We start from the raw sequence: 26,921 nt of genomic DNA on the forward strand, positions 1-26,921 counted from the left end.
GTGTTCATCCATTCAGCTCAACAGACGCCCGAACTGTACAGGGGCGCGGCAGCGCGGCCCGATTCGAGCGGAGACCACCACCCGATTGACTGTGTTCTTGACTTAGACTGTGTCTATCTTAGGATCGACTCCGGCGAACAGCCAAGGTGTCAGTGAAGAGTTGCGATCCGCCCGACCCGGAGGGACTTCCCATGCCCCAGAACGACGACGCCATCGTCAGCGACCCCAAGTCCGAGGGTGCGGGCGGTTGCCCGGTCGCGCACGGCCGCGCGCCCCATCCGACCCAGGGCGGCGGCAACCAGCAGTGGTGGCCGAACCGGTTGAACCTGAAGATCCTGGCGAAGAACCCGGCGGTGGCGAACCCGCTGGGCGGCGACTTCGACTACGCCGAGGCGTTCAACAGCCTCGACCTGCCCGCGGTGAAGCGGGACATCGAGCAGGCGCTCACCACCTCGCAGGACTGGTGGCCGGCCGACTTCGGCCACTACGGCCCGCTGATCATCCGGATGGCCTGGCACAGCGCCGGCACCTACCGGATCTCCGACGGCCGCGGCGGCGCGGGCACGGGCCAGCAGCGCTTCGCCCCGCTGAACTCGTGGCCGGACAACGCCAACCTGGACAAGGCCCGCCGGGTGCTGTGGCCGGTCAAGCAGAAGTACGGCAAGAGCCTGTCCTGGGCCGACCTGCTGATCCTGTCGGGCAACGTGGCGCTGGAGTCGATGGGCTTCGACACCTTCGGCTTCGCCGGCGGCCGGCCGGACGTCTGGGAAGCCGACGAGGACGTCTACTGGGGCCCCGAGACCACCTGGCTGGGCGACGAGCGCTACACCGGCGACCGTGACCTGGAGGACCCGCTGGGCGCCGTCCAGATGGGCCTGATCTACGTCAACCCGGAGGGCCCCAACGGCAACCCGGACCCGATCGCCGCGGCCCGCGACATCCGCGAGACCTTCCGCCGGATGGCGATGAACGACGAGGAGACCGTCGCGCTGATCGCCGGCGGCCACACCTTCGGCAAGACCCACGGCGCCGGCCCGGCGGACAACGTCGGCGAGGCTCCCGAGGGCGCGGGCCTGGAGGAGATGGGCCTCGGCTGGAAGAGCACCTACGGCTCCGGCAAGGCCGGTGACGCGATCACCTCCGGCCTGGAGGTCACCTGGACGAACACCCCGACCACCTGGGACAACTCCTTCTTCGAGATCCTGTTCGGCTACGAGTGGGAGCTGACGCAGTCCCCGGCCGGCGCGCACCAGTGGAAGCCGAAGGACGGCGCCGGCGAGGGCACCGTGCCGGACGCCTTCGACCCGGAGAAGAAGCACGCCCCGCAGATGCTCACCACCGACCTGTCGCTGCGCTTCGACCCGGTGTACGAGCCGATCTCCCGCCGCTTCCGGGACGACCCGGCGGCGTTCGCGGACGCCTTCGCCCGCGCCTGGTACAAGCTGACGCACCGCGACATGGGCCCGGTGGCCCGCTACCTCGGCCCCGAGGTGCCCGCCGAGGAGCTGCTCTGGCAGGACCCGCTGCCGCACGCGCAGGGCGCGCCGATCGACGCGGCGGACGTCGCCGTGCTGAAGGAGCGGGTGCTGGCCTCCGGGCTGACCACCGCCGAGCTGGTGTCCACCGCCTGGGCGGCGGCGTCCTCGTTCCGCGGCAGCGACAAGCGCGGCGGCGCGAACGGCGCCCGGATCCGCCTGGAGCCGCAGCGCGGCTGGGAGGTGAACGACCCGGAGCGGCTGGCGCAGGTGCTGCGGGTGCTGGAGGGCGTCCAGTCGGCGTTCAACGCGGAGGGCGGCCACCAGGTCTCGCTGGCCGACCTGATCGTGCTGGCCGGCACCGCCGCGGTCGAGCGGGCCGCGCAGGCCGGCGGCGTGGACGTCGAGGTGGCCTTCCACCCGGGCCGGGTGGACGCCGTCCAGGAGAAGACCGACGTGGAGTCGTTCTCGGCGCTGGAGCCGAAGGCCGACGGCTTCCGCAACTACCTGGGCAAGGGCACCCGGCTCCCGGCCGAGTACCTGCTGGTGGACAAGGCGAACCTGCTGAACCTGTCCGCCCCGGAGCTGACGGTGCTGGTCGGCGGCCTGCGCGTGCTGGGCGCCAACCACGGCGGCTCGCAGCACGGCGTGTTCACCGACCGTCCGGGCACCCTGAGCAACGACTTCTTCGTCAACCTGCTCGACATGGGCACCGCCTGGGCGCCGGTCGCCTCCGACAGCACCCTGTTCGAGGGCCGGGACGCCGCCGGCGCGGTCAAGTGGACCGGCACCCGCGCCGACCTGGTGTTCGGCTCCAACTCGGAGCTGCGCGCGGTGGCCGAGGTGTACGCCTCGGACGACGCCAAGGAGAAGTTCGTCAAGGACTTCGCCGCCGCCTGGACGAAGGTGATGGACCTGGACCGCTACGACCTGGCGCGCGCCTGACGCACCCCCGGAGGCCCGGTTCCGCTCGCGCGGGGCCGGGCCTCCGGGCGTCCGCGGTCAGCGGCGCAGCTCCAGGGTGCAGCACTTGACGGCGCCGCCGGCCCGGAGCAGTTCGGTGAGGTCGATGCCGATCGGGGTGAAGCCGCGGTCGCGCAGCTGCCCGGCCAGGCCGGTGGCGGCCTCGGGGAGGATGACGTTGGCGCCGTCGGAGACGGCGTTCAGGCCGAACACCCGGGCGTCGTCCTCGCCGGCCAGGACCGCGTCCGGGTAGAGGCGCTCCAGCACGGCCCGGGACTCGGCGTCGAAGGCCGGCGGGTGGTACATGATCTCGTCGTCGTCGAGGACGGCGAGCGCGGTGTCCAGGTGGTAGTAGCGCGGGTCGACCAGCCGCAGGGTGACCACCTCGCGGCCGAGGAAGGCCGCGGCCTCGGCGTGCGCGGCGGTCTCGGTGCGGAAGCCGGTGCCGGCCAGGACGCGCCCGCCGGCCACCAGGAGGTCGCCCTCGCCCTCGTTGACGTACTCGGCGTCCCGGACCTGCCAGCCGCGCTCGCGGAACCAGTCGGCGTACGCCGGGCCCTCGGCGAGGCGCTCCGGGTACCGGAAGCGGGCGCCGAGCACCTTGCCGTCGACCGCGGTGGCGCCGTTGGCGGCGAACACCATGTCCGGCAGGCCGGGCAGCGGGTCGATCAACTCCACGGTGTGGCCGAGGCGTTGGAAGAGCGCGTGGAGCTCCTCCCACTGGGCGAGGGCGGTGCCGGTGTCGGTGGGCTTGGCCGGATCCATCCACGGGTTGATGGAGTAGTCGACGGTGAAGTGCGTGGGCCGGCACATCAGGTAGTGGCGCGGACGGGCGGTTCGCGGCGACACGGTGGTGTCTCCCTCCAGGGCGGATCAGGGTTGCTGACGATCGGTCAGCGGGACTCCGTACAGGCGTGGTTCAACTGTCGACGGGCTGCGGGACGGTGAACAGTCCGTCCGGGTCGTGGCGGTGCTTTACGGCCACCAGCCGAGGGTAGTTCGCACCGTAGTGGGCGGCCCGGCAGCCTCGCAGGTCCGGATCGGTGAAGTTCAGGTGGGCGCCTTCGGTCGTGTACGCGGCGACCAGGTGGTCGGGCCGGGCGGGGCGGGCCCGGCCGAAGGGACAACGGTGCGACGGTCGGAACGAGAGGGGACGGGTGTGGGGACGGACTGGGCGCGGGGTGCGGTGCTGTACCAGATCTATCCGCAGAGCTTCGCGGACGGGAACGGCGACGGGATCGGGGACTTCGCGGGGCTGACGGAACGGCTGGAGTACCTGCAGTGGCTGGGGGTGGACGCGGTGTGGCTGAACCCGTGCTTCGCCTCGCCGTTCGGGGACGCCGGGTACGACGTCGCGGACTTCCTGACCACCGCGCCGCGCTACGGCGCGCCGGAGGACCTGGCGAAGTTCACGGACGCGGCCCGCAGAGCGGGCATCCGGGTGCTGCTGGATCTGGTGGCGGGTCACACCTCGAACCGGCACCCGTGGTTCGTCCGCTCCGCGGCGGACCCGGACGACCACCGGTACATCTGGGCGGACCGGCCCGCGCCCGGGTACGTGGCCTCCCCCGGCAGCCGGCCGGGCTGGTACCGGCCGAACTTCTTCGACTTCCAGCCGGCCCTCAACTTCGGCTACGCGCAGCGGGATCCGGCGGAGCCCTGGCGGCAGCCGGTGGACGCGGACGGCCCGCGGGCGAACCGGGCGGCACTGCGGGAGATCATGACGCACTGGTTCGGCCTGGGCGTGTCCGGTTTCCGGGTGGACATGGCGTCCTCGCTGGTGAAGGACGACCCGGGCTTCGTGGAGACCGGCAGGCTGTGGCGGGAGACCCGGGCCTGGATGGACGCCCACCACCCCGACCGGGTGATCCTCGCCGAGTGGGGCGACCCGGCGCGCTCCGTCCCGATGGGTTTCCACGGCGACTTCTTCCTCCAGTTCGGCGGCCCGGCCGACGGCGCCGCGCTGCGCTCGCTGTGGGACAACGGCACGGGCACGGTGCACGAGCACTGGCCGCAGCGGCCCTGCTACTTCGACGCCGAGGGCCAGGGCTCGATGCAGCCGTTCGTCACCGAGTGGGAGCGCACCGCGCAGGCCATGGACGGCCGGGGCTTCGCCTCGCTGCCGACCGCGAACCACGACTACTCGCGGCTGGCCTGCGGCCCGCGCACCCGCGAGCAGTTGGCCGCGGCGTTCACCTTCCAGCTGACCTGGCCGACCACCCCGGCGATCTACTACGGCGACGAGATCGGCATGCGCTTCGTGCCGGGCCTGCCGGACACCGAGGGCAGCGTGCTGGGCCCGCGCTACAACCGGGCCGGCTGCCGCACCCCGATGCAGTGGGACGCGACGCCGGACGCCGGCTTCTCCTCCGCGCCCGCCGACCGCTTCTACCTGCCGCTGGACCCCGCCCCCGGCCGGCCGGACGTCGCCTCCCAGCGCGCCGACCAGGCGTCCCTGCTGCACCAGGTACGGCAGTTGATCGCGCTGCGCCGTGCCCACCCGGCGCTCGGCCCGGACGCGCCGGTCGAACTCCTGCACACCGGTTACCCGTTGGCGTACCTGCGCGGCGACCGCTGCCTGGTGGTGGTCAACCCGCGCCGCACGCCCGCGCACCTGCCGGTGGAACGGGAGCTGCCGGGCCGGCTGCTGTTCGGCCGGGGCGTGTCGCTGACGCACTCGGCGCTGCACGCGGACAGCTTCGGGTACGCCGTCTTCGGCCTCTGACCGACTGCCGCTCGCCGCAGAGCAGTTCGGCCGCCGCCGTGCGCAGGTGGAGCACGGCGGCGGGCGGCGAGGCCGGCGGCGTACAGGGCGTGCAGGCGGTGCGGGGCGGACAGGCCGGTGCGGGCGGCGAGTTCGGCGGTGGTGGCGGGGGCGTCGAGTTCGGCGAACAGCCGGGCGCGGGCCCGGTCGAGCACCCCGGGCGAGACCGTCGGGGGTGGCGCCGGCGTCGGTCTCCCACAGCGTGGCGACGCCGCGCGGCGGATGGCCCAGGCCGGGCTGCCAGGGCGGGTTGAGCCGGGAGAACACGCCGGGCCGGGCGAACACGGCGGGGACCGGCACCGGTCCGCGTTCGCCCTCCGGCCGCCGCTGCGCGTCGGCGTGGCGGCCCGACTCCCCGCCGCCGTCCACCGTCCCGGTCGGCCCCAGGAAGGGCGGCCACCGGGCCGTGCCGGCGGACCCGGATGGTGGCGCCTTCGTGCTGTCCTCCATGGCGCTCGCCGTCCTGATCGCGCTGCCCGTCACGCAGGCGCTGCACGTGAGCGTCTCGGTGGCCGGCGCGCTGCTGGTGCTCAACGGCGGGCAGGTGGTGGTCACCCGGAGTCCGGTGTCGCGGCTGCTGGTCGGCACCGGGTCGGTGGCCGCCACGCCGGTGCACAACCTGGCCGAGACGGTCAGTCGCCACGCCCGGCCGCGAGGGGTTGGGCGTGGCACTCGCCCAGCCGGCGCGCCGCGGCCGCTGTCCGGCGGTCGGCCAACTCTCCTGGAGTATCGGCCAGGCACTGGCTACCGGCCTGTTGACCTCGCTGTTCGTCCACGGCCCGGCCTGCCCGTGGCTGTTCCTGCTGGCCGTTCCGCCGGCCGCCGCCCTCGCCTTCCTCCTCCTGGAGCGCCCCACCATCCCTTTTCCGACATTCCGTCGGAAACCGGAACGCCCACCAGGGTCTAGCATGCCGTCAGGGTGACCGACAGTAGCGGGAGTTGACGATGGTCGAACTGGTGGTGGGATCGCGGGCCAGCCAGCTGGCGCGGGCCCAGGTCCGGGAGTTCCTCGCGCCGGTCCGGGAGCGCTACCCGGACCTGGTGATCCGCCACCGGGTGATCCTGGAGGACGGCGACCTGGACCGGAAGGCCGCCCTGCGGGAGGTCTCGGAACGCGGCGGCGGCTCGGCGTTCTCCACCAACCAGGTCGCGGCACTGCTGAACCGCGAGGTGGACGTCATCGTCCACTCGCTCAAGGACCTGCCCACCGAGAACCCGGACGGCCTGACCCTGCTCCCGCCGCCGCCCCGCGCGGACGTCCGCGACGCGCTGTGCGGCGGAACGCTGAACGCCCTGCCGGCCGGCGCCCGGGTCGGCACCTCCGCCGCCCGCCGGATCGCCCAACTCCTGCACGCCCGGCCCGACCTGCGCCCCGAACGGATCCGAGGCAACGTGCCGACCAGGCTCGCCCGGCTCAGGACCCTGGACGCCGTGGTGGTCGCCGCCGCGGGGCTGCACCGCATCGACCGGGTCGAGGAGATCGGCGAGCTCCTGCCCGTCGAGCTCTTCCCGCCCAGCCCCGGCCAGGGCGCGCTCGGCATCCAGGTCCGCGAGGACCACGCGCTGGCCCGCGAACTCCTCGACCACACCGGCGACCTGAACACCGACGCCGAGGTGCGCGCGGAACGCGCGATGCTCGCCGAACTGCACGGCGGCTGCTCCGTCCCGGTCGGCGCGTTCGCCACCACCACCGCCGGCGGCGTCCTCACCCTGCACGGCCAGGTCACCTCGGTGGACGGCGCCCGCCAGGTCGAGGCCCGGCTGTCCGGCAGCGCCGCCGCACCCGAGAAGCTCGGCCTCGCGGTGGCCGGCCTCCTGCTCGACCAGGACGCCGACCGCATCCTGGCGGAGGCCCGCGCGCTCGCCTGACACCGGTAACGCCGGGTCGGATTCCCGCCAGCGCCGACCCCGCGCCCCGACAAGTATCGATCACATGAACCGACTTGAAGGAAACGTCGCCCTGGTCACCGGCGGCAGCCGCGGCATCGGCGCGGCCGTCGCGCTCCGCCTGGCCGAGGAGGGCGCCGACGTCGCCCTGACCTACCGCGAGGGCGAAGCACCCGCACAGAAGATCGTCGAGCAGATCGAGGGACTGGGCCGCCGGGCGCTGGCCGTCCGGGCCGACAGCGCCGACGCCGCCGCGCTGGACGCCGCCGTGGAGCAGGCCGTCGAGACCCTCGGCCGGCTGGACGTTCTGGTGAACAACGCGGGCGTCTTCCTGGTCGGCCCGCTGGACCAGCTGGGCCCCACCGAGATCGACGCCACGCTCGCCGTCAACGTCCGCGCCCCCTACCAGCTCGCCCGGGCCGCGTCCCGGCACATGACCGACGGCGGACGGATCATCAACATCGGCAGCAACATCGCCGAACGGGCCCCGTTCCCCGGCCTCGCCCTGTACGCGATGAGCAAGACCGCCCTGATCGGCCTCACCAAGGGCCTGGCCCGCGAACTCGGCCCGCGCGCCATCACCGTCAACCTCGTCCACCCCGGCCCCACCGACACCGACGCCAACCCCGCCGCCGGCCCGAACGCCGAAGCCATCGCCGGCCTCACCGCCCTCGGCCGCTACGCCGCCCCCGCGGAGATCGCCGCCACCGTCGCCCACCTGGCGGGCCCCGACGCCCGCTACATCACCGGTTCGGTGATCTCCGTCGACGGCGGCTTCTCCGCCTGACCCCCGCTGCACTCCGTCCCTGACCCGGCCACCGGCGCCCCGCTGCTCACCGCGGCGGGGCGCCGGGCGCACTGCGGGCGGCTCAGCCGCGCAGGGCCTCGGCGATCTGACGGGTGGTCCGGGCGGCCACCCGCGGGTTGACCGCGGCGTAGTGGGTGTAGGCGTTCAGGCCGGTTGCCAGGGCCCAGCCGCGGCCTCGCAGCCAGGTGGCCTCGTCCACGCCGAGCGCGGTCCGGAAGGCGGTCCGGGTCCCGGCCGACAGCAGCGTGAAGGCGATGGTCAGGTCGCAGGCCGGGTCGCCGAGGCCGAGCCCGCCGAAGTCGATGACCGCGCCGAGCCGGCCGTCGACCGTCAGCAGATTGCCGGTGTGGAAGTCCCCGTGCACCCAGACCGGCGCCCGCCCCCACGCCGGCGCGCCCAGTGCCGCCTCCCACAGCGCCGTCATCGCCGCACCGTCGAACACCCCGTCGAGCGCCGCGACGGCAGCCCGGGTCTCCTCGTCCCGCTCCGCCAGCGACTCCTCCCGAACGGGGCCCGCAGGTTCGCACCCTTGAAGTGCCCTGAGAAACCCGGCCAGTTGGACAGCGGCCTTCGCGGACCCGCCCAACGCCGCCACGCCGACCGGCTCGCCGTCCAGCCAGCGCGACACCCCCCACCGCCACGGGTACCCGAACCCCGGCTCGCCCACCGCCACCGGCACGGGCACCGCCAACGGCAACCACGGCGCGAGCCGCGGCAGCCACTCCAGCTCCCGCTCCGCCTGCCCGACCGCATCCGCATGCCGGGGCAGCCGAACAGCCAACTCCTCGCCCAGCCTGAAGATCACATGGTCGGACCCGCCCGGCTCCACCGCCGCCAGCGGCAGCCCGGCCCACTGCGGAAACTGCACATCCACCAGCCGCCTGGCCAACCCGCCGTCGATCACCGTCACCAACAACCCCCCGGCCTCGGCCGCCTCCGCGCACCCATGACGAACCTGCGCAAAATAATCGTCGGCACCGGCACCGCGCGCCTGATTAAAGTGGCGCAATGTTCGAAGGAAACCTGGTAAGCCTCCGTGCGCTGCGCGCCGAGGATGCGGCGCACCACCTCCGGTGGCGGAACGATCCGGAGGTGGCGCGGTGGGCGACGGCCGGCGATCCCGGTTTCGGGCCGGTGACGGCGGAGGCGGTGGCTCGCGGGTTCGAGACCATGCTGCGGCTGAACCCCCGGGAGTCGGCCGTGTTCACGATCGAGGAACTGGCGGGCGGGAGGGTGATCGGCATGGCCGACTACCGGGACCTGGACCCGTACGCGGGGGTGGCCACCCTGGGGGTGACCATCGGGGAGCGGGAGTTCTGGGGTCGGGGCCACGGCCGTGACGCGGTGCGGGTGCTCGTGAACCACCTGTTCGGTGCGTATCGGCTCGGTCGGCTGGAGCTGGACACCTGGAGCGGCAACGAGCGTGCGGTACGGGCCTTCACGGGGCTGGGCTTCCGGGAGGAGGGCCGCCGCCGGTCGGCCGTGCTGCTGGAGGGGAAGCGCTACGACACCGTGCTCTTCGGGATGCTCCGCGAGGAGTGGGAGAGCTCCGTGTGACGGCGCCCCCGCTCAGGAGCCGTTGCGCAGACCGCCGTTGAGCAGCAGCAGCCCCAGCGCGACCGCCGTGGCGGCGATGACCGCCAGGAACGGGAGGCGGCCGCGCGGGGCGAGCAGGGCGGCGAGGGCGGGCGGAGCGGTGACGGCGAGGACGGGCCAGCCGGGGGCGAGGAGGAGTGCGGCGGCGGTCGCGGCGAGGACGGCGGTCAGGGCCGAGGCGCGGGCGCCGGCGCGTTGGGGCAGGCCGCGGATGTTCGCGGCGCGGTCGGCGGCCAAGTCCGGCAGGACGTTGGCGAAGTGGGCGGCGACGCCGAGCAGCGCGCCCGCGCCGAGGACGGGTGCGGCGGGCCAGGGCCGGCCCGGCAGCGCGAGGGTGACGAAGGCCGGCAGGAGCGCGAACGCCAGCGCGTAGGGCAGCCAGGACCACCAGGTGGCCTTCAGTCGCAGGTTGTACGCCCAGCCGGCGGCCACCGCCACCAGGTGCACGGTCGCCGCCGCGACCCCGCACGCCGCCGACAGCAGCACGCAGCAGGCCACCGCCCAGCAGGTCGACGCGGCGACGCGACGGCCCGTCACCTCGCCGACGGCGAGCGGCTTGTCGGAGCGCCCGGCCGCCTCGTCCCGCCGTCGGTCGACCAGGTCGTTGCTCCAGCCGATCGACAGCTGCCCGGCCGCGACCGCACCGCCGGTGAGCAGCGTCCCGACCGGTCCGCGCCCGGCCCCGACGGCCATCGCTGCGGCCAGCACGGTCACCGCCGCGGCGGGCACCGGGTGGCAGGCCCGCGCCAGTCCCCCGATCAGCCCCCGGGACGCCACTGCCGCATCGCTCACCCCGGCCACGCTAGCCGCCCGCGGACCGGCGGCGCGGGACCGGCGGAGGTGACGGCATGTCACACATGCGGAGAAGAGGCCGAGTTGTCGACTGCTGGAGCCGACGTTCCGGACATATGATCCCGGTTCCTGCTCACCGGCCGACCGGGGGGAATCCGACGGTGCTGGACATCAATCCCACCGTTGATCTGTTGATCGTGCTGCTGCCGGCGCTGGTGGTACGACTGCTGTCACTGCCGCTGCTGCGGCGCTCCCAGCGCACGATCCGGCCGCGTTCCATGGCCGCCGTGACGGGGGCCGCGCCGCCCGGGCTCGGGCCACGCCCTGGATCCGGCGCTCGCCGCCGTGGTCGCCCACGCCCTCACCCCCGACCCGGCGGCCCGGCCGGGCGACGGCGTCGCCCTGCTCGCCCTGCTGACGTCTCGCCGACCCGGCGGCGCCGCCGACGACGTCCGCGACGAGATCACCCGCGGTTGGAGCACCCTGCGCCTCTGACGGCATCCGCAGGCGTCGGCGCAGACGCGCCGGGCGCGGGAGGATTGCCCGGTTCGGGTGGGTTCGGTCCCTATCCTGGGTCGGTGACGCGGATCGCGGCAGTGTGCGGGGTCCTTCCGCCCCATCGGTACCGGCAGGGCGAGTTGGCAGCCGGGCTGGCCTTGCTGCGCGGCGGGTCGGGGGACGAACGGGCCCTGTCGGAGCGGTTCTTCGCGAGCGCGGGAGTGGAGTCCCGGCGACTGGCGTTCCCGTTGGAGCGCTACGGCGGGTTCGACGGGTTCGGGCAGGCGAACGACGCCTGGCTGGAGGCCGCGTCCGAGCTCGCCCTCCGGGCCGCCGAGTCGGTGCTGGCCGCCGCCGGGATGGCCGCCGAGCAGGTCGATGCGGTGGTCTCCACCACCGTCACCGGCATCGCGGTGCCCTCGCTGGAGGCGCGGATCGCGTCCCGGCTCGGCCTGCGCGAGGACGTGCGCCGGGTGCCGCTGTTCGGCCTGGGGTGCGCGGGCGGCGCCGGTGGACTGGCGGTCGTGGACGACCTGTTGACAGGGCGTCTCTGCGACGGCGCGGCTCTGCTGCTGGCCACCGAGCTGTGTTCGCTGACCCTTCAGCGGACGGACACCTCGGCGGCGAACCTGCTGGCCACCGCGCTGTTCGGGGACGGCGCGGGCGCGCTGCTCGCGGTCGGCGACCAGCATCCGGCGGCGACGGCGGCGGCCGGGCCGACGGTGGTGGCGACCCGCAGTCGGCTGTATCCGGGGACGGAACGCCTGCTCGGCTGGCAGGTGGGCGACTCCGGGTTCGGCATTCTGCTGGGGCCCGAACTGCCGGAGCTGGTACGGCTGCACGTGGGCGAGGAGGTGGCGTCGTTCCTGGCGGCGCACGATCTGAAGCCGGGCGACGTGGGCAGTTGGGTGTGCCATCCGGGCGGGCCGCGGGTGTTGGAGGTGCTGGGTGAGGAACTCGGGCTGTCGGAAGGCGCGTTGGCGCCGAGCCGGGAGTCGCTGGCGCGCTGCGGCAACCTGTCCTCGGCGTCGGTGCTGCACATTCTGCGCGACGTGATCGACCAGGGCCCGCCGCCGCCCGGCTCGTTCGGGCTGATGCTCGCCCTCGGTCCGGGCTTCGCCTCCGAACTCGTCCTGCTGCGCTGGTGATCGACGTGGCCGCCTACACCGTGCTGATCGCGCTGGTCGCCGTGGAGCGGCTGGCGGAGCTGCTGGTCGCCCGCCGGAACGCCGCCTGGAGCCTGGCCCGGGGCGGGGTGGAGTACGGGCGGGGGCACTATCCGCCGATGGTGGCCCTGCACACGGGGCTGCTGGTCGGCTGCCTGCTGGAAGTCCGGTGGGCGGAGCGGCCGTTCCTGCCGGGCCCGGGGTGGCCGATGCTGGTGCTGGCGCTCGCCGCGCAGGGGCTGCGCTGGTGGTGCATCGGGGCGCTGGGGCCGCGCTGGAACACCCGGGTGATCGTGGTGCCGGGCCTGCCGCTGGTCGTCGGCGGTCCGTACCGGTGGCTTCGGCACCCCAACTACCTGGCGGTGGTGGTGGAGGGCTTCGCGCTGCCGCTGGTGCACACGGCGTGGGTCACGGCGCTCGGCTTCACCGTGCTCAACTCCTTGCTGCTGGCCACCCGTCTGCGCTGCGAGGAGGCGGCGCTGACGCTGTGCCGGGCCGCCGCGTGATCGACCTGCTGGTGATCGGCGGCGGCCCGGCCGGGTTGGCCACCGCGATCCACGCCGCCCGCGCGGGGCTGTCCACCACCGTGCTGGAGCCGCGCCCGACGCCGGTCGACAAGGCCTGCGGCGAGGGCCTGATGCCGGGCGCGGTACGGGCGTTGGCCCGGCTCGGCGTCGCGGTCGAGGGGCGGCCGTTCCGCGGCATCCGCTACCTGGAGGCCGACGGCTCGCGCGCCGCCGAGGCCCGCTTCCGCACCGGCCACGGCCTGGGCGTGCGCCGCACCGTCCTGCACGCGGCGCTCGCGGCCCGCGCCGAGCAGTCGGGCGTCCGGCGCACCACCGGCCGCGCGGAGGGTCTGACCATCACCGAACGAGCCGTCACGGTAGGGGATTTGACGGCCCGGCACCTGGTCGCCGCCGACGGCCTGCACTCCCCCGTGCGCCGCGCGCTCGGACTGCACCGGCCGACCGACGCCCGCCGGCCGGCCCGGTACGGGCAGCGGCGGCACTTCGCGGTGCGGCCGTGGAGCGACCTGGTGGAGGTGTACTGGTCGCGACACGCTGAGGCGTACGTCACGCCGGTGTCCGAGGGGACGGTCGGGGTGGCGGTGCTCGGCTCGCAGCGCCTGCCGTTCGATCGGCAACTCGACCAGTTCCCTGCCCTGTTGGCGCGGATCGGCGGCGCGGCGGCCGGGCCGGTCCGCGGCGCCGGTCCGCTGCGGCAGCACGCCGGTGCGCGGGTGCACGGTCGGGTGCTGCTGGTCGGGGACGCCGCCGGCTACCTGGACGCCCTCACCGGCGAGGGGATCGCGATCGCCCTGGCCTCCGCCGAGGCGGCCGTCCGCTGCCTGACCGCCGACCGGCCCGCCGGGTACGAACGCGCCTGGCGGCGCGCCACCCGGCCCTACCGGCTGCTCACCACGGCGCTCCTGACCGCCCGCCACCATCCCCTGGTCGGGCCCAGGATCGTCCGGCTGGCGGCCGTGGCACCGCCGCTGTTCCGGGGCGGCGTCAACCTGCTGGCCCGGTGATCCGATCGGTCGGCGTCATCGGCTGCGGGCCCGGCGAGAGCACCAGCCTGGGCTGCGGCCGCACCGGCCCCTCGACGGCGGGGCGGAGCCGCCAGCGGCCGGCGATGGTGGCCAGGGCCAGGGTGGCCTCGACGGTGCCGAAGCGGTCGCCCGGGCAACGGGTGGCACCGAGGCCGAACGGCAGGTAGGCGTCCCGGTGGACGGCGCCGGGCGCGAAGCGGTCGGGGTCGAAGCGGGTGGGGTCGGGGAACAGCTCGGGGCGGCGCTGGAGCAGGTACAGGCAGCAGACCACCAACGCACCGGCGGGCAGCCGGGCGCCGCCGAGTTCGAGCGGGCGGGTGGTGGTGCGGCTGACCGCCCAGGCGGGCGGGTAGAGCCGCAGGGCCTCGCTCACCACCTGGGCGGTGTAGGGGAGTTGGGCGAGGTGCTGCCAGCGGGCGGGTCCGCCGGCCGGGCCGGCGTCCAGCTCGGCGTGCAACTTCCGTTCCACTTCGGGGTGTTCGGCGACCAGGCGAAGCGACCAGGCCAGCGCGGAGGAGGTGGTCTCGGCCCCGGCCAGCACCAAGGTGGCGACCTGGTCGGCGAGTTCGCGCTCCGCCAGCGGGCGTCCGTCCTCGTCGCGGGCGGCCAGCAGCAGCGACAGCGCGTCCCCGTGGTCGACGCCGCGGGCCCGGTAGTCGACGACGATGGCGGCCACCCCCGCGTGCCAGGCCCGCAGCGCCCGGCGGTACTCGCGGCGGGCGGGGGTGGGCAGCAGGTCGGCGGCGGGCAGCACGACCCGCAGGTACAGGCCGCGCAGCAGCACGTCCAGCGCGTGGCGCAGCCGTTCGGCGGCCTCGGCGGTCAGACCGGCCGAGAACAGGGTGCGGACGGCGACGGCGGTGGTGAGGGTGAAGGCCTCGCGGGTGACGTCGACCGTCCGCCCGGCCTGCCAACGGGCGGTGAGCGCGGCCGTTTCGGCCGTCATCGCCTCGGCGTAGCGCGGCAACAGGGCGTGCCGGAAGGCGGGTTGGACGATCCGGCGGAGCCGCTGGTGGTCGGCGTGCGGGCAGGAGGCGAGGCCGTTGCCGAGGAAGGTGCGGATCTTCGCGTAGAGCGGGCCGGTGCGGTCGAAGTCGGCCCGGTCGGTGAGCACCCGCCGGATCAACTCCGGTGCGCCGACCATGTACAGCTCGCGCGGGCCGACCCGGACCCGGACCAGGTCGCCGTGCGCGGGCAGGGTGTCGAGGAAGGCGAGCGGGCGGGCGAGCATGGCCGGGAGGTGGCCCAGCAGCGGGAGGCCGCCGGGGGCGGTGGCGGGGTGCACGGGCCCTCGATTCGGTGACGGGACGCGGATGGCGCACACGGGGACGCGATTGGCGCACACGATACGTCACCGTTCGACCACGATGTGCAACAATCGTGCCGCATCCGGGTGGTGATGATGCGTCAGTCGCGGCTCTCGCCTCCGGCCCGGTGCCGGCTGCGGCCCCGGCCCAGCGACAGACGGGATGCCTGTGCCCTCCACTCCCGCACCGATGGATGCCCCCACCACCGCCCGGTCCGGCCCCGGCGCCGTCCGGCGCCGCCTCACCGCCACGGTGCACGTCGACCCGGCCGGCCGGGTGCTGCTGTACCGGCGCACCGGATCGGCCCCCGTCCACCCCGGCCACTACGACGTCCTGTCGGGCGCGGCGCGCCAATGCCTGCACCCGACCGCCCGGTTGGCGAGCGGCTTCCTGGTGGTGCGCCGACTGCTGACGGACCGCCCGCCGGCACCGGACCCGGCCGAGGTCGACTGGTGCGGTTTCGTCCCGCCCGCCGAGCTGCTGGCCGGCCGCTACCACCCGCTGGTGCCGGGCGGTCTGGACGTGCTGCGCCGCCTGTCCGCCGGCTGAGCCCGCTCGCCGCCGCACGGTCCGCGACGGGCCGCACACGCTCCGCCGCCGCCCCGTGACCTGCACCGATGCCGGTCCGCCCGGGGCGCGCGACACTGGGGGTATGAGCGAGACCGGAGACATATTCCACCCGCCGGTGGTGGTCCGCCCGCCGACCCGCGGGGCGCGGCCGTACCGGCGGGTGGAGATCTACGGACGGACGGTGGGGCGGGCCACCTCGGCGGAGGACGTGGCGGAGTTCGTCCGCCGCGCGGGCGTGGACGAACCGGACCTGGACGACCCCGAGCTGGTCGCCTGGCGCGGCGGCGACCGCACCGTGTGGGCGCCGCCCGAGCAGGCGACCTGACGTCAGTCCGACCGTTCGGTCGCTCAGACCGCCCTGCGGTACAGCCAGACGCCGAGCGGCGCGAACGCCGCGACGATGCCGACGTCCCAGGCGAGGGCCTGCCAGACCTGCGAGCCGACCGGCGTGCCCAGCATCAGGGCGCGGACCGCGTTGGCGGTGATGGTCACCGGCTGGTGGTTGGCGAACACCTGGAGCCAGCCCGGCATGGTCGAGGTCGGGACGAACGCGGACGACGCGAAGACCAGCGGGGCCAGCACCGGGAAGGCCGCGGCGGTCGCGGTCTCCGGGTCGCCGACGGCCAGTCCGACCACGGCGAACACCCAGGACATCGCGAAGCCGAACGCCACCACCAGCAGCGCCCCGGCCAGGAACCCCCAGACGTCGCTGTGCACCCGGAAGCCGACCAGGAAGCCGACGCCGCTGATCAGCGCCACCACGAACACGTTCCGGACCAGGTCGGCGGCCGTCCGCCCGGAGAGCACCGCGGAGCGGGCCATCGGCAGCGACCGGAACCGCTCCATCAGGCCGGTCTGCAGGTCGGTGGCCAGGCCGATCGCGGTGTTGACCGCGCCGAAGACGACCACCTGCACGAACACGCCCGGCATCAGGTAGTCGACGTAGCTCACCCCGTGCAGGGCCGCGCCGACCACCCCGCCGAACACGTAGCGGAACAGCAGCACGAACACGACCGGCTGCACCGTGGAGAAGATCAGCAGCCGGGGCACCCGGCGCAGCGCGATCAGGTTGCGCCCGCAGACGGCCAGGCCGTCCCGGACGGGGGCCAGCAGGCGGCCGGACAGGCCGGGCGCGGGGGCGAGGTCGGTGGCGGTGACGGCGGTCATTTCGGGCCTCCGGAGGTGCGGTGGCCGGTGAGGGCGAGGTAGACGTCGTCCAGGCTGGATTCGCGGACGGCGATGGTGCGCGGGGTGAGCTGTTCGGACTCCAGCGCGTGCAGGACGTCCATCAGCAGCAGTGACCCGTCCGGGCTGGGCAGGCGCAGCAGGGCGCCGTCGCGTTCGGGGGCGTGTCGGAGCTTGTCGGTGATCAGGGCGGCGGCTCGGACGGCGCGCGGGTCCTCGCCCATGCCGAGTTCCAGCACGGTGGTGCCGAGGCGGGACTTGAGGGCGTGCGGGGTGTCGTCGGCGACCACCCGGCCCTCGGCGAGGACGGCGACCCGGTGGGCGAGCCGGTCGGCCTCCTCCAGGTACTGGGTGGTGAGCAGCACGGTCGTGCCGTCGGCGACGAGTTCCCGGATGAGTTCCCACAGCGCGGTGCGGCTCTGCGGGTCGAGTCCGGTGGTGGGTTCGTCGAGGAACAGCACGGGTGGTTCGGGGACCAGGGCGGCGGCGACGTCGAGCCGGCGGCGCATGCCGCCGGAGAAGGTGCGGACGGGCCGGTCGGCGGCCCGGGTCAGATCGAACCGGGCCAGCAGGTCGGCGGCGCGCGGGGATCTTCGGCCGCGGGGCAGTTGGGTGAGCCGGCCGATCAGGCGGAGGTTCTCACGGGCTGTCAGGTTCGGGTCGACGGCGGCGTACTGGCCGGCCAGTCCGATCATCCGGCGCACCGCGCCCGGGTGGGCGACCACGTCGGTGCCGAGCACTTCGGCCCGGCCGCTGGTGGGCTGGATGATGGTGGTGAGGATGCGGATGGCGGTGGTCTTGCCCGCCCCGTTCGGCCCGAGCAGTCCGAAGACGCTGCCGGGCGGTACCTCGAAGTCGACGTCGTCGAGGGCGACGAGGTCCTTGAATCGCTTGCCGAGCTTCCGGACCCGGATCGCCGGTGCGGTGCTGTGCTGGGTGGTCATGGGCGCCCCCTCGGGCGTGGTCGTACCTCTCCAGTGTCCGCCCGTCCGGGTGGGGCGCGCAGAGCGGCTGCCGGGCGGGCGGCGTCGACGGGCGGCGGGCGCGGGCGGTGGGCCGTCCAGGGCAACGGGGTACCCCCTGGTGCGGACCGGGCCCGCTCTGGGGTGGCCGGGCGGCCGGCGGCGGGGATGGATGGTGACCAGCCCCCGCCGCTCCGGCCCCAGGAGTCGTGATGCCCCGTACCTGCCGTGTCGCCGCCACAGTGCTGTCCCTGTCCGTGTTCGCGGCCGCCGGTTGCGGCGCGGATCCCGCCCCGAGCGCCCCGCCGGCCACCGGGTCCGCGCCGGCGGCCGCGCCGGCCGCCGCGAGCCCGTCGGGAGGGCCGGCGTTCGCCACCTCGGTGGGCGTCACGGTGGGGCTGGCGAGCGTGGGCAGTCTCGGCCCGATCCTGGTGGACGCGCAGGGCCGCGCCCTGTACCTGTACGGCGCGGACAAGTCGGTGCACGGCAGTTGCCTGGACGAGTGCGCGAAGTCCTGGCCGCCGGTGACCACGCCGGGCTTCCCGCTGGCCGGGCCGGGCGTGGACGACGGGCTGCTGGGCGCGGCGGCGCTCGCCGACGGGACGGCGCAGGTGCTGTACAAGGGCCACCCGCTGTACCGGTACACCGGTGACCACGGGCCGGGCCAGGCCACCGGGCACACGGTGGCGGACCCGCACGGCACCTTCTACGCGGTGACCTCGCTGGGCGACCCGGTGGGCGTGGACATCTCGACGCTGCGCGGGACCGGGGGCGCGCCGTCGGGCCTGCCGTCGGGTGCGGCGTCGGGTGCGGCCTCGGCGGGCGCGAGCGCCGGCGCGACGGACCCGGCGGCCACGGGTGCGACCGGGTCCCCGTCCGCGCCGGCCACGTCCACCGTCCCGGCGGTGCCCTCCACTCCCGTGGTCCCGTACGTGCCGCCGGCCCCGACCGCGCCCGCCGTGGTGCAGCCGCCCCGCGACACCGGGACGGACCCGGACCCGGACGCGGGCGCGGGAGCGGGCTCCGGCAGGAATCCGGCCGACCCGGGTACGGATACGGGTTCGGGCTCGGGTACGGGCCCGGGTGCGGATACGGGTTCGGGCCCGGATACGGGTTCGGGTACGGGCCCGGGTACCGATACAGGTACGGGTACGGGTACGGGTACGGGTACGGGCGCAGGCTCGGGCCCGGGAACGAGTGCGGAAAGTGCGAGCGATCCGAGCACCGGCGCGGGCACGGGTACGGGTACGGGCGCAAGCTCAGGCCCGGGAACGAGTGCGGAAAGTGCGGGCGATCCGAGCACCGGCGCGGACACCGGCACGGGCACAGGCACCAACACCGGCACGGACATCAGCACGGACACCGCCACCAGCACCAGCACCGCCACCAGCACCAGCACCAGCACCAGCACCAGCACCGACGACGGCGCGCAGGACGGCTGAGGTGCGGCGCGCGGATGTGTCCTGGCCGACCGTGCTCGCGGTGCTGGCGCCGGTGGCGGTCGTCGCGGGGCTGTTCTGGTTCGGGCGGGTGCACACGCCCCAGCCGGGCCGCAGCCTGTTCGGCGCGGCCGGGGTGGACGCGCTGCGGCTGAAGTCGCAGCTCGGGTCGGCGCTGTTCGGCCTGGCGCTGGTGCAGGTGCTGCTGGCGCTGTGGATGTACCGGGGCGGCCACCGGGCGCCCCGGGTGCGGATCTGGCACCGGGTGGGCGGGGCGGCGGCGTTCGCGCTGTCGCTGCCGATCGCCCAGCACTGCCTGCTGGCGTACGGCGTGCGGTTCACCGACGCGCGGGTGGCGGTGCACTCGGTGTCGGGGTGCTTCCTGTACGGGGCGTTCGCGGCGAAGGTGCTGCTGGTGCAGCACGGGCGGCTGCCGGGCTGGGCGCTGCCGGTGGCCGGCGGGGCGCTGTTCTGCGCGATCGGGCTGCTGTGGTGGTCGGCGGCACTGTGGTTCCTGAACGGGTACTCCGCGCCCGGTTTCTGACGTCGCGCCACCTCCGGTGCGAACGGAGTGACGGCCGGCGGGCTGCGGTTGTGGGCGGCCCGGGCCGGTGTTCGAGTGGTAGGAAGTCGCGGTGGACGACCCTCGCCGCCGCGCGGCTACGGCGCCCGGCGGGTGCCCGAGGAGGAGTTCTCCCGATGTCCCAGCACGTCCCGTTCACCACGAACAACGCGGGTGTCCCGGTCGAGAGCGACGAGCATTCGCTGACGGCGGGCCCGGTCGGCCCGATCCTGCTGCACGACCACTACCTGATCGAGAAGATGGCCCAGTTCAACCGGGAGCGGGTGCCGGAGCGGGTGGTGCACGCGAAGGGCAGCGGCGCGTACGGCACCTTCGAGGTGACCCAGGACATCAGCCGGTTCACCAGGGCGGACCTGTTCCAGCCGGGCAAACGCTGCGACATGCTGGCCCGGTTCTCCACGGTGGCGGGCGAGCTGGGCTCGCCGGACACCTGGCGCGACCCGCGCGGCTTCGCGCTGAAGTTCTACACCGAGCAGGGCAACTACGACCTGGTCGGCAACAACACGCCAGTCTTCTTCGTCCGCGACCCGAGCAAGTTCCAGGACTTCATCCGCTCGCAGAAGCGCCGCCCGGACAACGGCCTGCGCGACCACGACATGCAGTGGGACTTCTGGACGCTCTCCCCGGAGTCCGCGCACCAGGTGACCTGGCTGATGGGCGACCGGGGCATCCCGAAGAACTGGCGGCACATGGACGGCTTCTCCTCGCACACCTACAGCTGGGTGAACGCGGCCGGCGAGCGGTTCTGGGTGAAGTACCACTTCAGGACCGACCAGGGCAACGACTTCCTGACCCAGGCGGAGGCGGACCGGCTGGCCGGCGCGGACGGCGACGTCCACCGGCGGGACCTGTTCGAGGCGATCGAGGGAGGCGACTTCCCGTCCTGGACGCTGCACGTCCAGGTGATGCCGTTCGACGAGGCGTGGGACTACCGGTTCAACCCGTTCGACCTGACCAAGGTGTGGCCGCACGGCGACTATCCGCTGATCGAGGTCGGCCGGTTCACCCTGAACCGCAACCCGGAGGACCACTTCGTCCACATCGAGCAGGCCGCGTTCGAGCCGTCCAACCTGGTGCCGGGCGTCGGCGTCTCCCCGGACAAGATGCTGCTGGGCCGGATCTTCTCCTACCCGGACACCCACCGGCACCGGATCGGCCCGAACTACGCGCAGCTGCCGCCGAACCGCTCGCACGTGCCGGTGCACTCGTACAGCAAGGACGGCCCGATGCGGTTCGACGCCGCCCGCACCGCCCGCCCGTACGCGCCCAACTCGTACGGCGGGCCGGCCGCCGACCCGGAGCTGTGGGGCGCGCCGCTGGGGTGGGACGTGGCCGGGAAGATGGTCCGCGAGGCGTACCCGCTGCACCGGGAGGACGACGACTGGGGGCAGGCCGGGACGCTGGTGCGCGAGGTGCTGGACGACGCGGCGCGCGACCGACTGGTCGCCAACATCGCCGGGCACCTGCAGGACGGCGTCTCCGCGCCGGTGCTGGAACGCGCTCTCCAGTACTGGCGCAACGTGGACCGGTCGCTCGGCGACCGGGTGTCCGCCGCCGTCGCCCGCTGACCCGCCTCCGCCTCCGCCGCCCGCCCGGCTTCCCCTGCCTGGCGGGCGGCGCTCGTTGACAACTGGGGCCCCCGGGGCAATCCTAAGCAAGCGCTTAGTCAGCCCACATTCCCCTGCGAGGTGCCCCCGATGACCACCGCCGCTCCGCCCGGACTCGACCTGGAGAGGCTGCGCGCCCACCTGGACGTCGCGCTGCCCTCCCCCACCGCCGGACCGCTGACGGCCCGCCGGTTCGAGGGCGGCCGGTCGAACCTGACCTACCTGGTCGAGGACGGCGCCTCCCGCTGGGTGCTGCGCCGGCCCCCGCTCGGGCACGTGCTGGCCACCGCGCACGACATGGCCCGCGAGTACCGGGTGCTGGCCGCGCTGGCCCCGACCGCGGTGCCGGTGCCGGACCCGGTGCTGCTGGTCGAGGACGAGGCGGTGATCGGCGCGCCGTTCTACCTGATGGAGTACGTCGAAGGCGTCGCCCACCGGGACGCCGGGACGCTGGCCGCGCTCGGCGAGCAGCGGGTGCACGGCCTCGGCGAGCGGCTGGTGGACACCCTGGTCGCCCTGCACGCGCTGGACCCGGTCGCGGTCGGCCTGGCCGGGTTCGGCCGCCCCGAAGGCTTCTTGGAGCGCCAACTTCGGCGCTGGGGCAAGCAGTTGGACGCCTCCCGGAGCCGCGAGGTGCCGGGCGTCGACGAGCTGCACCGCCGACTGGCGGACACCCTGCCCGACTCCCCCGCCCCCGCGCTGGTGCACGGCGACTACCGCCTGGACAACGTGCTGGTCGGCCCGGACGACCGGATCACCGCGGTGCTGGACTGGGAGATGTCCACAATCGGCGACCCGCTCACCGACCTGGGCCTGCTGGTGATGTACACCGAACTGGCCCGCCGCTTCGACGGTGTGCTGCCCGGCGCCGCGCTCGCCCCCGGCTTCCCCGGAACCGACGAACTGGTGCACCGCTACGCCGAGTCGTCCGGCCGGGACGTCTCCGGCCTGGGCTGGTACGTGGGCTTCGCCTCGTTCAAGCTGGCGGTGGTGCTGGAGGGCATCCACTTCCGCTGGACCCGGGGCGGCACGGTCGGCGCCGGGTTCGACCGGGTCGGCGAACTGGTGCCGCTCTTCGTGGAGTTCGGACGCACGTCGGTGGAGGGCTGAGCAATGGACTTCGGATACGACGCCAGGACGGTCCACCTGCTGGGTGAACTCGGCGCGTTCATGGACGAGTTCGTCTACCCGGCCGAGGAGGTGCTGGCCGCGCAGCTGGAGGACCCGAAGCGCGAGCCGTGGGCGATCCCGCCGGTGATCGGCGAGCTCCGGGCAGCGGCGAAGGCCCGCGGCCTGTGGAATCTGTTCTTCGTGGACAAGCACGGCCTGCCCGGTGAGCACGGCGCCGGCCTGACCAACGTCCAGTACGCGCCGCTGGCCGAACTCACCGGCCGCTCCGTCCTGTTGGCCCCGGCCGCGGTCAACTGCGCGGCCCCCGACACCGGCAACATGGAACTGCTCGCCCAGTTCGGCTCCGCCGAGCAGCGCGAGCGGTGGCTGCGGCCGCTGCTGGACGGGGGGATCCGCTCGGCGTTCGCGATGACCGAGCCGGACGTCGCCTCCTCGGACGCCACCAACATCACCACCCGGATCGAGCGGGACGGCGACGAGTACGTCGTCAACGGCCGCAAGTGGTACATCACCGGGGCGATGAACCCGAACTGCCGGCTCCTCATCGTGATGGGCAAGACCGACCCGGACGCCGAGGTGCACCGCCAGCAGTCGATGGTCCTGGTCCCGCGCGACACCCCGGGCGTCCACGTCCTGCGCGGCATGCGGGTGTTCGGCTACGAAGACGCCGACCACGGCGGGCACGCCGAGATCCTCTTCGAGGACGTCCGGGTCCCGGCGGCCAACCTGCTCGGCGAGGAGGGCTCCGGCTTCGCCATCGCCCAGGCCCGGCTCGGCCCGGGTCGGATCCACCACTGCATGCGGGCCATCGGCATCGCCGAACGGGCCCTGGAACTGACCTGCCGCCGGGTCGACTCGCGGGTGGCGTTCGGTCGCCCGCTGGCCGACCAGGGCGTGGTGCAGGACTGGATCGCCGAGGCCCGGGTGCGGATCGAGCAGGCCCGGCTGCTGGTGCTGAAGACCGCCTGGCTGATGGACACCGTCGGCAACCGGGGCGCCCACACCGAGATCCAGGCCATCAAGATCGTCGTCCCGTCCACCGTCGAGTGGATCCTCGACAAGGCCGTCCAGGCGCACGGCGCGGCCGGCGTCAGCCAGGACACCGTCCTCGCCCAACTCTGGTCCGGCAACCGCACCTTGCGCCTGGCCGACGGGCCGGACGAGGTCCACCGGCGCTCGCTGGCGCGGCGGGAGCTGAAGAAGTACCGCTGAGCACACGGGAAGGGGCGGCCCGCTCGGGCCGCCCCTTCCCGGCAGTCACGGTACGACGACGATCCGGCCGATGCTGGCGCCGGTGGCGACCCGGTGGACGGCGTCGGCGGCACCGGACAGCGGAACGCGGTCGGAGATCAGCGGGCGGACCACCCCGTCGGCGGCCAGGGCGGTCAGCGCGTCGTGGCAGTCCCGGACGGCCCCCGGGTCCTTGGCCACGTACAGGCCCCAGTGCAGGCCCAGCACCGAGTAGTTCTTCACCAGGGCCTGGCCCAGCTGCGGGGCGGGGATCTCGCCGGAGGCGAAGCCGACCACCACGATGCGGCCCTCGAAGGCGATGCACTTGGTGGAGCCGGTGTAGGCGCTGCCGCCGACCGGGTCGAAGACCACGTCGGCGCCGCGGCCCCCGGTGGCGGCCCTGACCGCGGCCGCGAAGTCCTCGGACTTCCGGTCGACCACCAGGTCGGCGCCCAAGTTCCGCGCCGCGTCGGCCTTTTCCGCGCCGCCGACCACGGCGATCACGAACGCCCCGGCGGCCTTGCCGAGTTGCACGGCCGCGCTGCCGACGCCGCCGGCCGCGGCGTGCACCAGCAGCGTCTCGCCGGACGCCAGGCGGGCCCGGCGGTGCAGCGCGAACCAGGCGGTCTGGTAGGCGATCAGCAGGGCGGCCGCCTCGGCGTCGTCCAGGCTGACGGGGGCGGGCAGTGCGCCGGCGGCGTCCGTCAGCGCGTACTCGGCGAACGCCCCGGCGGGCAACGCGGCGGTGCCGATCAGGCGTTCACCGGCGCGCGGGCCATCGACCACCTCGCCGCAGAGCTCCACGCCCGGCGTGTACGGCAGCGGCGGGCGCACCTGGTAGCGGCCCGCCGCCATCAGCGCGTCCGGGAAGTTGACGGCCGCGGCCCGGACCCGGACCAGCAGCTGTCCCTCGCCCGGGACGGGGCGGTCGGCGTCCGCCACGAGCTTCATCACGTCCAGCGGGGCGCCGAGTTCGGCGATCTGCCAGGCTCTCATCGGGTCTCCTGTCGGGCCTCGATCTGCCGCTGGAGCCGGTTCATGCCGTGCAGCCAGCGGTCGGGGGCGGTGGCGCGGGCCGCGTAGTAGTCGGCGACCTCGGGGTGCGGCAGGATCAGGAACTCGCCCGCCGCCATGCCGCGCAGGGCGGCCTCGGCCACCTCGGCGGGCTCGATCGCGGTGGGCGCGAGCAGCACCTGCCCGTGCTCGCCGGTGTCGTCCAGCATCCTGGTCCGCACGCCCTGCGGGCACAGCGCGTGCACCTGGACGCCGCGGTGCCGGTACGTCGCGGACAGCCACTCGGCGTAGGCCAGCGCGCCGTGCTTGGTGACGGCGTACGGGGCGGAGCCGAGCATGGTGAGCAGCCCGGCGGCGGAGACGGTGGCCAGGAACCGGCCGCTGCCGCGCTCCAGCCAGTCGGGGAGCAGCAGTTCGCTCGCCCGGACGTGGCCGAGCACGTTGACCTGCCAGGCCTGTTCCCAGGCGGCCGGCGCGGCGTCGGGGCCGCCGGTGGTGGCGACGCCCGCGTTGGCGCAGTACAGGTCGACGGCGCCGAGGTGGGCGCGGGCGGCGCCGATCAGCGCGGCGACGCCCTCGGCGCTCGCGGCGTCGCCGGGGACGGCGTGCGCGCCGAGTTCGGCGGCGACGGCGTGCGCGGCGTCCGGGTCGAGGTCGTTGACCACGACGCGGGCGCCGGCCCCGGTCAGCGCCCGGGCGAGGGCCGCGCCGATGCCGTGGCCGGCGCCGGTGACGACCGCGCCGATGCCGGCCGCGTCGAAGGCGGGTCGGCCGTCCGTCACAGCCCGCCGCCGAGGGTGACGCCGCCGTCCACCACCAGGGTCTGGCCGGTGATCCAGCCGGCGTCCTCGGAGAGCAGGAAGGCGACCGCACCCGACACGTCCTCGGGCAGGCCGAGGCGGCCGAGCGGGTAGGCGCGGGCGACCTTCTCCTCGCGGCCCTCGAACAGGGCTTCGGCGAAGCGGGTCTTGACCACGCCTGGGGCGACCGCGTTGACCCGGATGTCGGGGCCGAGTTCGGAGGCGAGTTCCATGGTGAGCCGCATCAGCGCGGCCTTGGAGACGCCGTACATGCCGATGCCGTTGGAGGCGCGGATGCCCGCGATGGAGGCGACGTTGACCACCGCGCCGCCGTGCTCGGCCATCCAGGCGGCGTGCGCGCGGCGGGTCCAGGCCAGCGGGGCGAGCACGTTGACGGCGAGGATCTTCGCGGCGGCGACCGGGTCGGTGTCCAGGATCGGGCCGTAGATCGGGTTGATGCCGGTGTTGTTGACGAGCAGGTCGAACCGGCCGAAGGTCTCCATCACCCGGGTGACGGTCTCCTCCTGGTGCGCGGCGTCGTCGGACTTGCCGGCCACCGCCAACGCGTGGTCGGGGCCGCCGAGTTCGCGCACCGCCTCGTCCAGGGTCTGCTGCGTGCGGGCGGTGATGCAGACCTTGGCGCCGCGCTGCACCAGTTCGCGCGCGATGCCGAGGCCGATGCCGCGGCTCGCTCCGGTGACCACCGCCACCTTGCCCTTGAACGACACTGTCATCGCCGTACCTCTCGGATGTGCTGCCAGGGATGGTTCCGCTTGCCTCGCGCCGCCGCCACCCCGCGCCGAGGGGATGACTAAGCGCTTGCTTAGCATCTTGGCGGCGGGCGACACTGTCAACAGCCCGCCCGCCCGGACCGGCCCGAACCGTCTGCGAGGATTGCCCCCATGAACGACCCAGCGACCGCCGCACTGTGGCCCGGGGAGCGCACCGAGGCCGCGCGGCGACTGCTGCTGGCCGCCGTGGACTCCTTCGCCCGCCGCGGCTACCACGCCACCACCACCCGGGACATCGCCACCGCCGCCGGCATGAGCCCCGCCGCGCTGTACATCCACTACCCCTCCAAGGCCGCCCTGCTCGCCGAGATCTCCCGCACCGGCCACCGGGCGACGCTGGACCTGGTGGAGCAGGCCGAGGCCTCCGCCACCGACCCGGTCGCACAGATGCGCACCCTGGCCGAGTCGTTCACCACCTGGCACGCCCGCGGCCACACGGTCGGACGGATCGTCAACCACGAGCTGCACGCACTGCCCGAGGAGGACTTCGCGGCCGTCGCCGAACTGCGCATCCGGATCGAGGAGACGGTGCTGCGGATCATCGCGCGCGGGGTGGCGGAAAGCGTTTTCCAGGTGCCCGACCAGCGGACCGCGGCCCGCGCCGTCACCTCGCTGGGCATCGACGTCTCGCGCTGGTACACCGAGCGCAGCAGCGAGTCCCCGGAGGAACTGGGCCGCCGCTACGGGCAGCTGGTGCTGCGCATGCTGGGCGCGCCGGCCGCCGCGATCGACGACTGAGCCCCCGCCGCGCGCTCACTGGACGCTCGACCTCCGATTGACTTAGGTTAGCCTCACCTAAGT

Annotated in this window: 28 protein-coding genes; 18 read left to right on the top strand and 10 right to left on the bottom strand. The window is 74.3% G+C overall.

Annotated features, from left to right (window positions below):
• Window positions 1-191 precede the first annotated feature (191 nt).
• Window positions 192-2,420: a catalase/peroxidase HPI gene (gene katG / locus CG736_RS15440; protein WP_100586801.1), complete on the top strand. Its 2,229-nt coding sequence runs from the start codon at window positions 192-194 to the stop codon at window positions 2,418-2,420.
• Between the two features lie 57 nt (window positions 2,421-2,477).
• On the opposite strand, the gene ddaH is transcribed toward katG, so the two are convergent.
• Window positions 2,478-3,287 carry a dimethylargininase gene (gene ddaH / locus CG736_RS15445; RefSeq protein ID WP_369880204.1) on the bottom strand — a complete coding sequence of 270 codons (810 nt, stop codon included), beginning with the start codon at window positions 3,285-3,287 and terminating at the stop codon, window positions 2,478-2,480.
• A 70-nt stretch (window positions 3,288-3,357) separates the two neighbouring features.
• Window positions 3,358-3,648: a BBE domain-containing protein gene (locus CG736_RS15450; RefSeq protein ID WP_100587050.1), complete on the bottom strand. Its 291-nt coding sequence runs from the start codon at window positions 3,646-3,648 to the stop codon at window positions 3,358-3,360.
• Here CG736_RS15450 and CG736_RS15455 point away from each other — a divergent pair.
• The 4 genes from CG736_RS15455 (at window position 3,598) to CG736_RS15465 (ending at window position 7,876) form a co-directional block, all read left to right on the top strand.
• Window positions 3,598-5,163 (top strand): alpha-amylase family glycosyl hydrolase, encoded by a 1,566-nt coding sequence (locus tag CG736_RS15455; RefSeq protein ID WP_100586802.1) that lies wholly within the window; start codon window positions 3,598-3,600, stop codon window positions 5,161-5,163. The two genes, CG736_RS15450 and CG736_RS15455, sit on opposite strands and share 51 nt — an antisense overlap.
• Window positions 5,164-5,638: 475 nt before the next feature.
• Window positions 5,639-6,109 (top strand): hypothetical protein, encoded by a 471-nt coding sequence (locus CG736_RS36250; RefSeq protein WP_157815599.1) that lies wholly within the window; start codon window positions 5,639-5,641, stop codon window positions 6,107-6,109.
• A gap of 38 nt (window positions 6,110-6,147) precedes the next feature.
• Window positions 6,148-7,071: a hydroxymethylbilane synthase gene (hemC, locus tag CG736_RS15460; RefSeq protein ID WP_100586803.1), complete on the top strand. Its 924-nt coding sequence runs from the start codon at window positions 6,148-6,150 to the stop codon at window positions 7,069-7,071.
• Window positions 7,072-7,135: 64 nt separating this feature from the next.
• Window positions 7,136-7,876 carry an SDR family NAD(P)-dependent oxidoreductase gene (locus CG736_RS15465; protein ID WP_100586804.1) on the top strand — a complete coding sequence of 247 codons (741 nt, stop codon included), beginning with the start codon at window positions 7,136-7,138 and terminating at the stop codon, window positions 7,874-7,876.
• Window positions 7,877-7,958: 82 nt separating this feature from the next.
• On the opposite strand, the gene CG736_RS15470 is transcribed toward CG736_RS15465, so the two are convergent.
• Window positions 7,959-8,807: an aminoglycoside phosphotransferase family protein gene (locus tag CG736_RS15470; RefSeq protein WP_232734014.1), complete on the bottom strand. Its 849-nt coding sequence runs from the start codon at window positions 8,805-8,807 to the stop codon at window positions 7,959-7,961.
• Between the two features lie 98 nt (window positions 8,808-8,905).
• On the opposite strand from CG736_RS15470, the gene CG736_RS15475 reads away from it, so the two are divergent.
• Window positions 8,906-9,454 (top strand): GNAT family N-acetyltransferase, encoded by a 549-nt coding sequence (locus tag CG736_RS15475; protein ID WP_100586805.1) that lies wholly within the window; start codon window positions 8,906-8,908, stop codon window positions 9,452-9,454.
• 12 nt (window positions 9,455-9,466) lie between these two features.
• On the opposite strand, the gene CG736_RS15480 is transcribed toward CG736_RS15475, so the two are convergent.
• On the bottom strand, window positions 9,467-10,285 hold the full coding sequence (locus tag CG736_RS15480) for a UbiA family prenyltransferase (RefSeq protein WP_157815600.1): 819 nt from the start codon (window positions 10,283-10,285) through the stop codon (window positions 9,467-9,469).
• 345 nt (window positions 10,286-10,630) lie between these two features.
• Between CG736_RS15480 and CG736_RS36255 the strand changes: the two genes are divergently transcribed.
• The 4 genes from CG736_RS36255 (at window position 10,631) to CG736_RS15495 (ending at window position 13,480) form a co-directional block, all read left to right on the top strand.
• Complete coding sequence (locus CG736_RS36255) at window positions 10,631-10,780, top strand: hypothetical protein (protein WP_157815601.1); 150 nt, start codon at window positions 10,631-10,633, stop codon at window positions 10,778-10,780.
• Between the two features lie 83 nt (window positions 10,781-10,863).
• Window positions 10,864-11,931 (top strand): type III polyketide synthase, encoded by a 1,068-nt coding sequence (locus CG736_RS15485; RefSeq protein ID WP_100586807.1) that lies wholly within the window; start codon window positions 10,864-10,866, stop codon window positions 11,929-11,931.
• 5 nt (window positions 11,932-11,936) lie between these two features.
• Entirely contained in the window at window positions 11,937-12,455 is a 519-nt protein-coding gene (locus CG736_RS15490) for an isoprenylcysteine carboxyl methyltransferase family protein (RefSeq protein ID WP_100587052.1), read from the top strand.
• Complete coding sequence (locus tag CG736_RS15495) at window positions 12,452-13,480, top strand: NAD(P)/FAD-dependent oxidoreductase (protein WP_100587053.1); 1,029 nt, start codon at window positions 12,452-12,454, stop codon at window positions 13,478-13,480. The genes CG736_RS15490 and CG736_RS15495 overlap by 4 nt, the downstream gene beginning before the upstream one ends.
• Here CG736_RS15495 and CG736_RS15500 read toward each other — a convergent pair.
• Window positions 13,461-14,786: a cytochrome P450 gene (locus CG736_RS15500; protein ID WP_232734015.1), complete on the bottom strand. Its 1,326-nt coding sequence runs from the start codon at window positions 14,784-14,786 to the stop codon at window positions 13,461-13,463. The two genes, CG736_RS15495 and CG736_RS15500, sit on opposite strands and share 20 nt — an antisense overlap.
• 211 nt (window positions 14,787-14,997) lie before the next feature.
• Here CG736_RS15500 and CG736_RS15505 point away from each other — a divergent pair, with 211 nt between their 5' ends.
• A complete protein-coding gene (locus tag CG736_RS15505; protein ID WP_100586808.1) occupies window positions 14,998-15,357 on the top strand; it encodes a hypothetical protein in 360 nt (119 codons plus the stop codon).
• A gap of 103 nt (window positions 15,358-15,460) precedes the next feature.
• On the top strand, window positions 15,461-15,703 hold the full coding sequence (locus CG736_RS15510) for a hypothetical protein (RefSeq protein WP_100586809.1): 243 nt from the start codon (window positions 15,461-15,463) through the stop codon (window positions 15,701-15,703).
• A gap of 23 nt (window positions 15,704-15,726) precedes the next feature.
• On the opposite strand, the gene CG736_RS15515 is transcribed toward CG736_RS15510, so the two are convergent.
• Both CG736_RS15515 and CG736_RS15520 read right to left on the bottom strand, forming a co-directional pair.
• On the bottom strand, window positions 15,727-16,545 hold the full coding sequence (locus tag CG736_RS15515; protein WP_100586810.1) for an ABC transporter permease: 819 nt from the start codon (window positions 16,543-16,545) through the stop codon (window positions 15,727-15,729).
• Window positions 16,542-17,507, bottom strand: coding sequence for an ATP-binding cassette domain-containing protein (locus CG736_RS15520; RefSeq protein ID WP_100586811.1), 966 nt, complete (start codon window positions 17,505-17,507; stop codon window positions 16,542-16,544). The genes CG736_RS15515 and CG736_RS15520 overlap by 4 nt, the downstream gene beginning before the upstream one ends.
• 230 nt (window positions 17,508-17,737) lie before the next feature.
• Here CG736_RS15520 and CG736_RS15525 point away from each other — a divergent pair, with 230 nt between their 5' ends.
• The 5 genes from CG736_RS15525 (at window position 17,738) to CG736_RS15545 (ending at window position 23,497) form a co-directional block, all read left to right on the top strand.
• Window positions 17,738-18,967 carry a hypothetical protein gene (locus CG736_RS15525; protein ID WP_100586812.1) on the top strand — a complete coding sequence of 410 codons (1,230 nt, stop codon included), beginning with the start codon at window positions 17,738-17,740 and terminating at the stop codon, window positions 18,965-18,967.
• 16 nt (window positions 18,968-18,983) lie between these two features.
• Window positions 18,984-19,508, top strand: coding sequence for a DUF6529 family protein (locus CG736_RS15530; protein WP_232734016.1), 525 nt, complete (start codon window positions 18,984-18,986; stop codon window positions 19,506-19,508).
• Between the two features lie 155 nt (window positions 19,509-19,663).
• Entirely contained in the window at window positions 19,664-21,115 is a 1,452-nt protein-coding gene (locus CG736_RS15535; protein WP_100586813.1) for a catalase, read from the top strand.
• A 129-nt stretch (window positions 21,116-21,244) separates the two neighbouring features.
• The gene (locus CG736_RS15540; RefSeq protein WP_100586814.1) at window positions 21,245-22,264 is read left to right on the top strand and encodes a phosphotransferase family protein; all 1,020 of its coding nucleotides are present in this window, start codon (window positions 21,245-21,247) and stop codon (window positions 22,262-22,264) included.
• Between the two features lie 3 nt (window positions 22,265-22,267).
• Window positions 22,268-23,497 carry an acyl-CoA dehydrogenase family protein gene (locus tag CG736_RS15545; protein ID WP_100586815.1) on the top strand — a complete coding sequence of 410 codons (1,230 nt, stop codon included), beginning with the start codon at window positions 22,268-22,270 and terminating at the stop codon, window positions 23,495-23,497.
• Between the two features lie 45 nt (window positions 23,498-23,542).
• On the opposite strand, the gene CG736_RS15550 is transcribed toward CG736_RS15545, so the two are convergent.
• From CG736_RS15550 to CG736_RS15560, 3 genes are read right to left on the bottom strand one after another with little or no spacing between them, the layout of a single operon-like run.
• Window positions 23,543-24,511 carry an NADPH:quinone oxidoreductase family protein gene (locus tag CG736_RS15550; protein ID WP_100586816.1) on the bottom strand — a complete coding sequence of 323 codons (969 nt, stop codon included), beginning with the start codon at window positions 24,509-24,511 and terminating at the stop codon, window positions 23,543-23,545.
• Window positions 24,508-25,311, bottom strand: a complete 804-nt coding sequence (locus CG736_RS15555) for an SDR family oxidoreductase (RefSeq protein WP_100586817.1) — start codon at window positions 25,309-25,311, stop codon at window positions 24,508-24,510. The genes CG736_RS15550 and CG736_RS15555 overlap by 4 nt, the downstream gene beginning before the upstream one ends.
• Complete coding sequence (locus CG736_RS15560; protein ID WP_100586818.1) at window positions 25,308-26,063, bottom strand: SDR family oxidoreductase; 756 nt, start codon at window positions 26,061-26,063, stop codon at window positions 25,308-25,310. Before CG736_RS15560 ends, CG736_RS15555 begins: the two co-directional genes overlap by 4 nt.
• Window positions 26,064-26,231: 168 nt before the next feature.
• Here CG736_RS15560 and CG736_RS15565 point away from each other — a divergent pair, with 168 nt between their 5' ends.
• On the top strand, window positions 26,232-26,858 hold the full coding sequence (locus tag CG736_RS15565; protein WP_043913125.1) for a TetR/AcrR family transcriptional regulator: 627 nt from the start codon (window positions 26,232-26,234) through the stop codon (window positions 26,856-26,858).
• Window positions 26,859-26,921: the final 63 nt, after the last annotated feature.

Origin of the sequence: Kitasatospora sp. CB02891, from assembly GCF_002803145.1 — a bacterium.
In the GTDB taxonomy this organism is placed as follows: Bacteria; Actinomycetota; Actinomycetes; order Streptomycetales; family Streptomycetaceae; genus Kitasatospora; species Kitasatospora griseola.

Bases quoted from the DNA above. Each gene is read 5' to 3' on its own strand.
- katG (WP_100586801.1), top strand. From the start codon at position 192: ATGCCCCAGAACGACGACGCCATCGTCAGCGACCCCAAGTCCGAGGGT.
- CG736_RS15565 (WP_043913125.1), top strand. From the start codon at position 26,232: ATGAACGACCCAGCGACCGCCGCACTGTGGCCCGGGGAGCGCACCGAG.
- CG736_RS15465 (WP_100586804.1), top strand. From the start codon at position 7,136: ATGAACCGACTTGAAGGAAACGTCGCCCTGGTCACCGGCGGCAGCCGC.
- CG736_RS15550 (WP_100586816.1), bottom strand. From the start codon at position 24,511: ATGAGAGCCTGGCAGATCGCCGAACTCGGCGCCCCGCTGGACGTGATG.
- CG736_RS15560 (WP_100586818.1), bottom strand. From the start codon at position 26,063: ATGACAGTGTCGTTCAAGGGCAAGGTGGCGGTGGTCACCGGAGCGAGC.
- CG736_RS15545 (WP_100586815.1), top strand. From the start codon at position 22,268: ATGGACTTCGGATACGACGCCAGGACGGTCCACCTGCTGGGTGAACTC.
- CG736_RS15525 (WP_100586812.1), top strand. From the start codon at position 17,738: ATGCCCCGTACCTGCCGTGTCGCCGCCACAGTGCTGTCCCTGTCCGTG.
- CG736_RS15520 (WP_100586811.1), bottom strand. From the start codon at position 17,507: ATGACCACCCAGCACAGCACCGCACCGGCGATCCGGGTCCGGAAGCTC.
- CG736_RS15510 (WP_100586809.1), top strand. From the start codon at position 15,461: ATGAGCGAGACCGGAGACATATTCCACCCGCCGGTGGTGGTCCGCCCG.
- CG736_RS15535 (WP_100586813.1), top strand. From the start codon at position 19,664: ATGTCCCAGCACGTCCCGTTCACCACGAACAACGCGGGTGTCCCGGTC.
- CG736_RS15505 (WP_100586808.1), top strand. From the start codon at position 14,998: ATGGATGCCCCCACCACCGCCCGGTCCGGCCCCGGCGCCGTCCGGCGC.
- hemC (WP_100586803.1), top strand. From the start codon at position 6,148: ATGGTCGAACTGGTGGTGGGATCGCGGGCCAGCCAGCTGGCGCGGGCC.
- CG736_RS15475 (WP_100586805.1), top strand. From the start codon at position 8,906: ATGTTCGAAGGAAACCTGGTAAGCCTCCGTGCGCTGCGCGCCGAGGAT.
- CG736_RS15540 (WP_100586814.1), top strand. From the start codon at position 21,245: ATGACCACCGCCGCTCCGCCCGGACTCGACCTGGAGAGGCTGCGCGCC.
- CG736_RS15515 (WP_100586810.1), bottom strand. From the start codon at position 16,545: ATGACCGCCGTCACCGCCACCGACCTCGCCCCCGCGCCCGGCCTGTCC.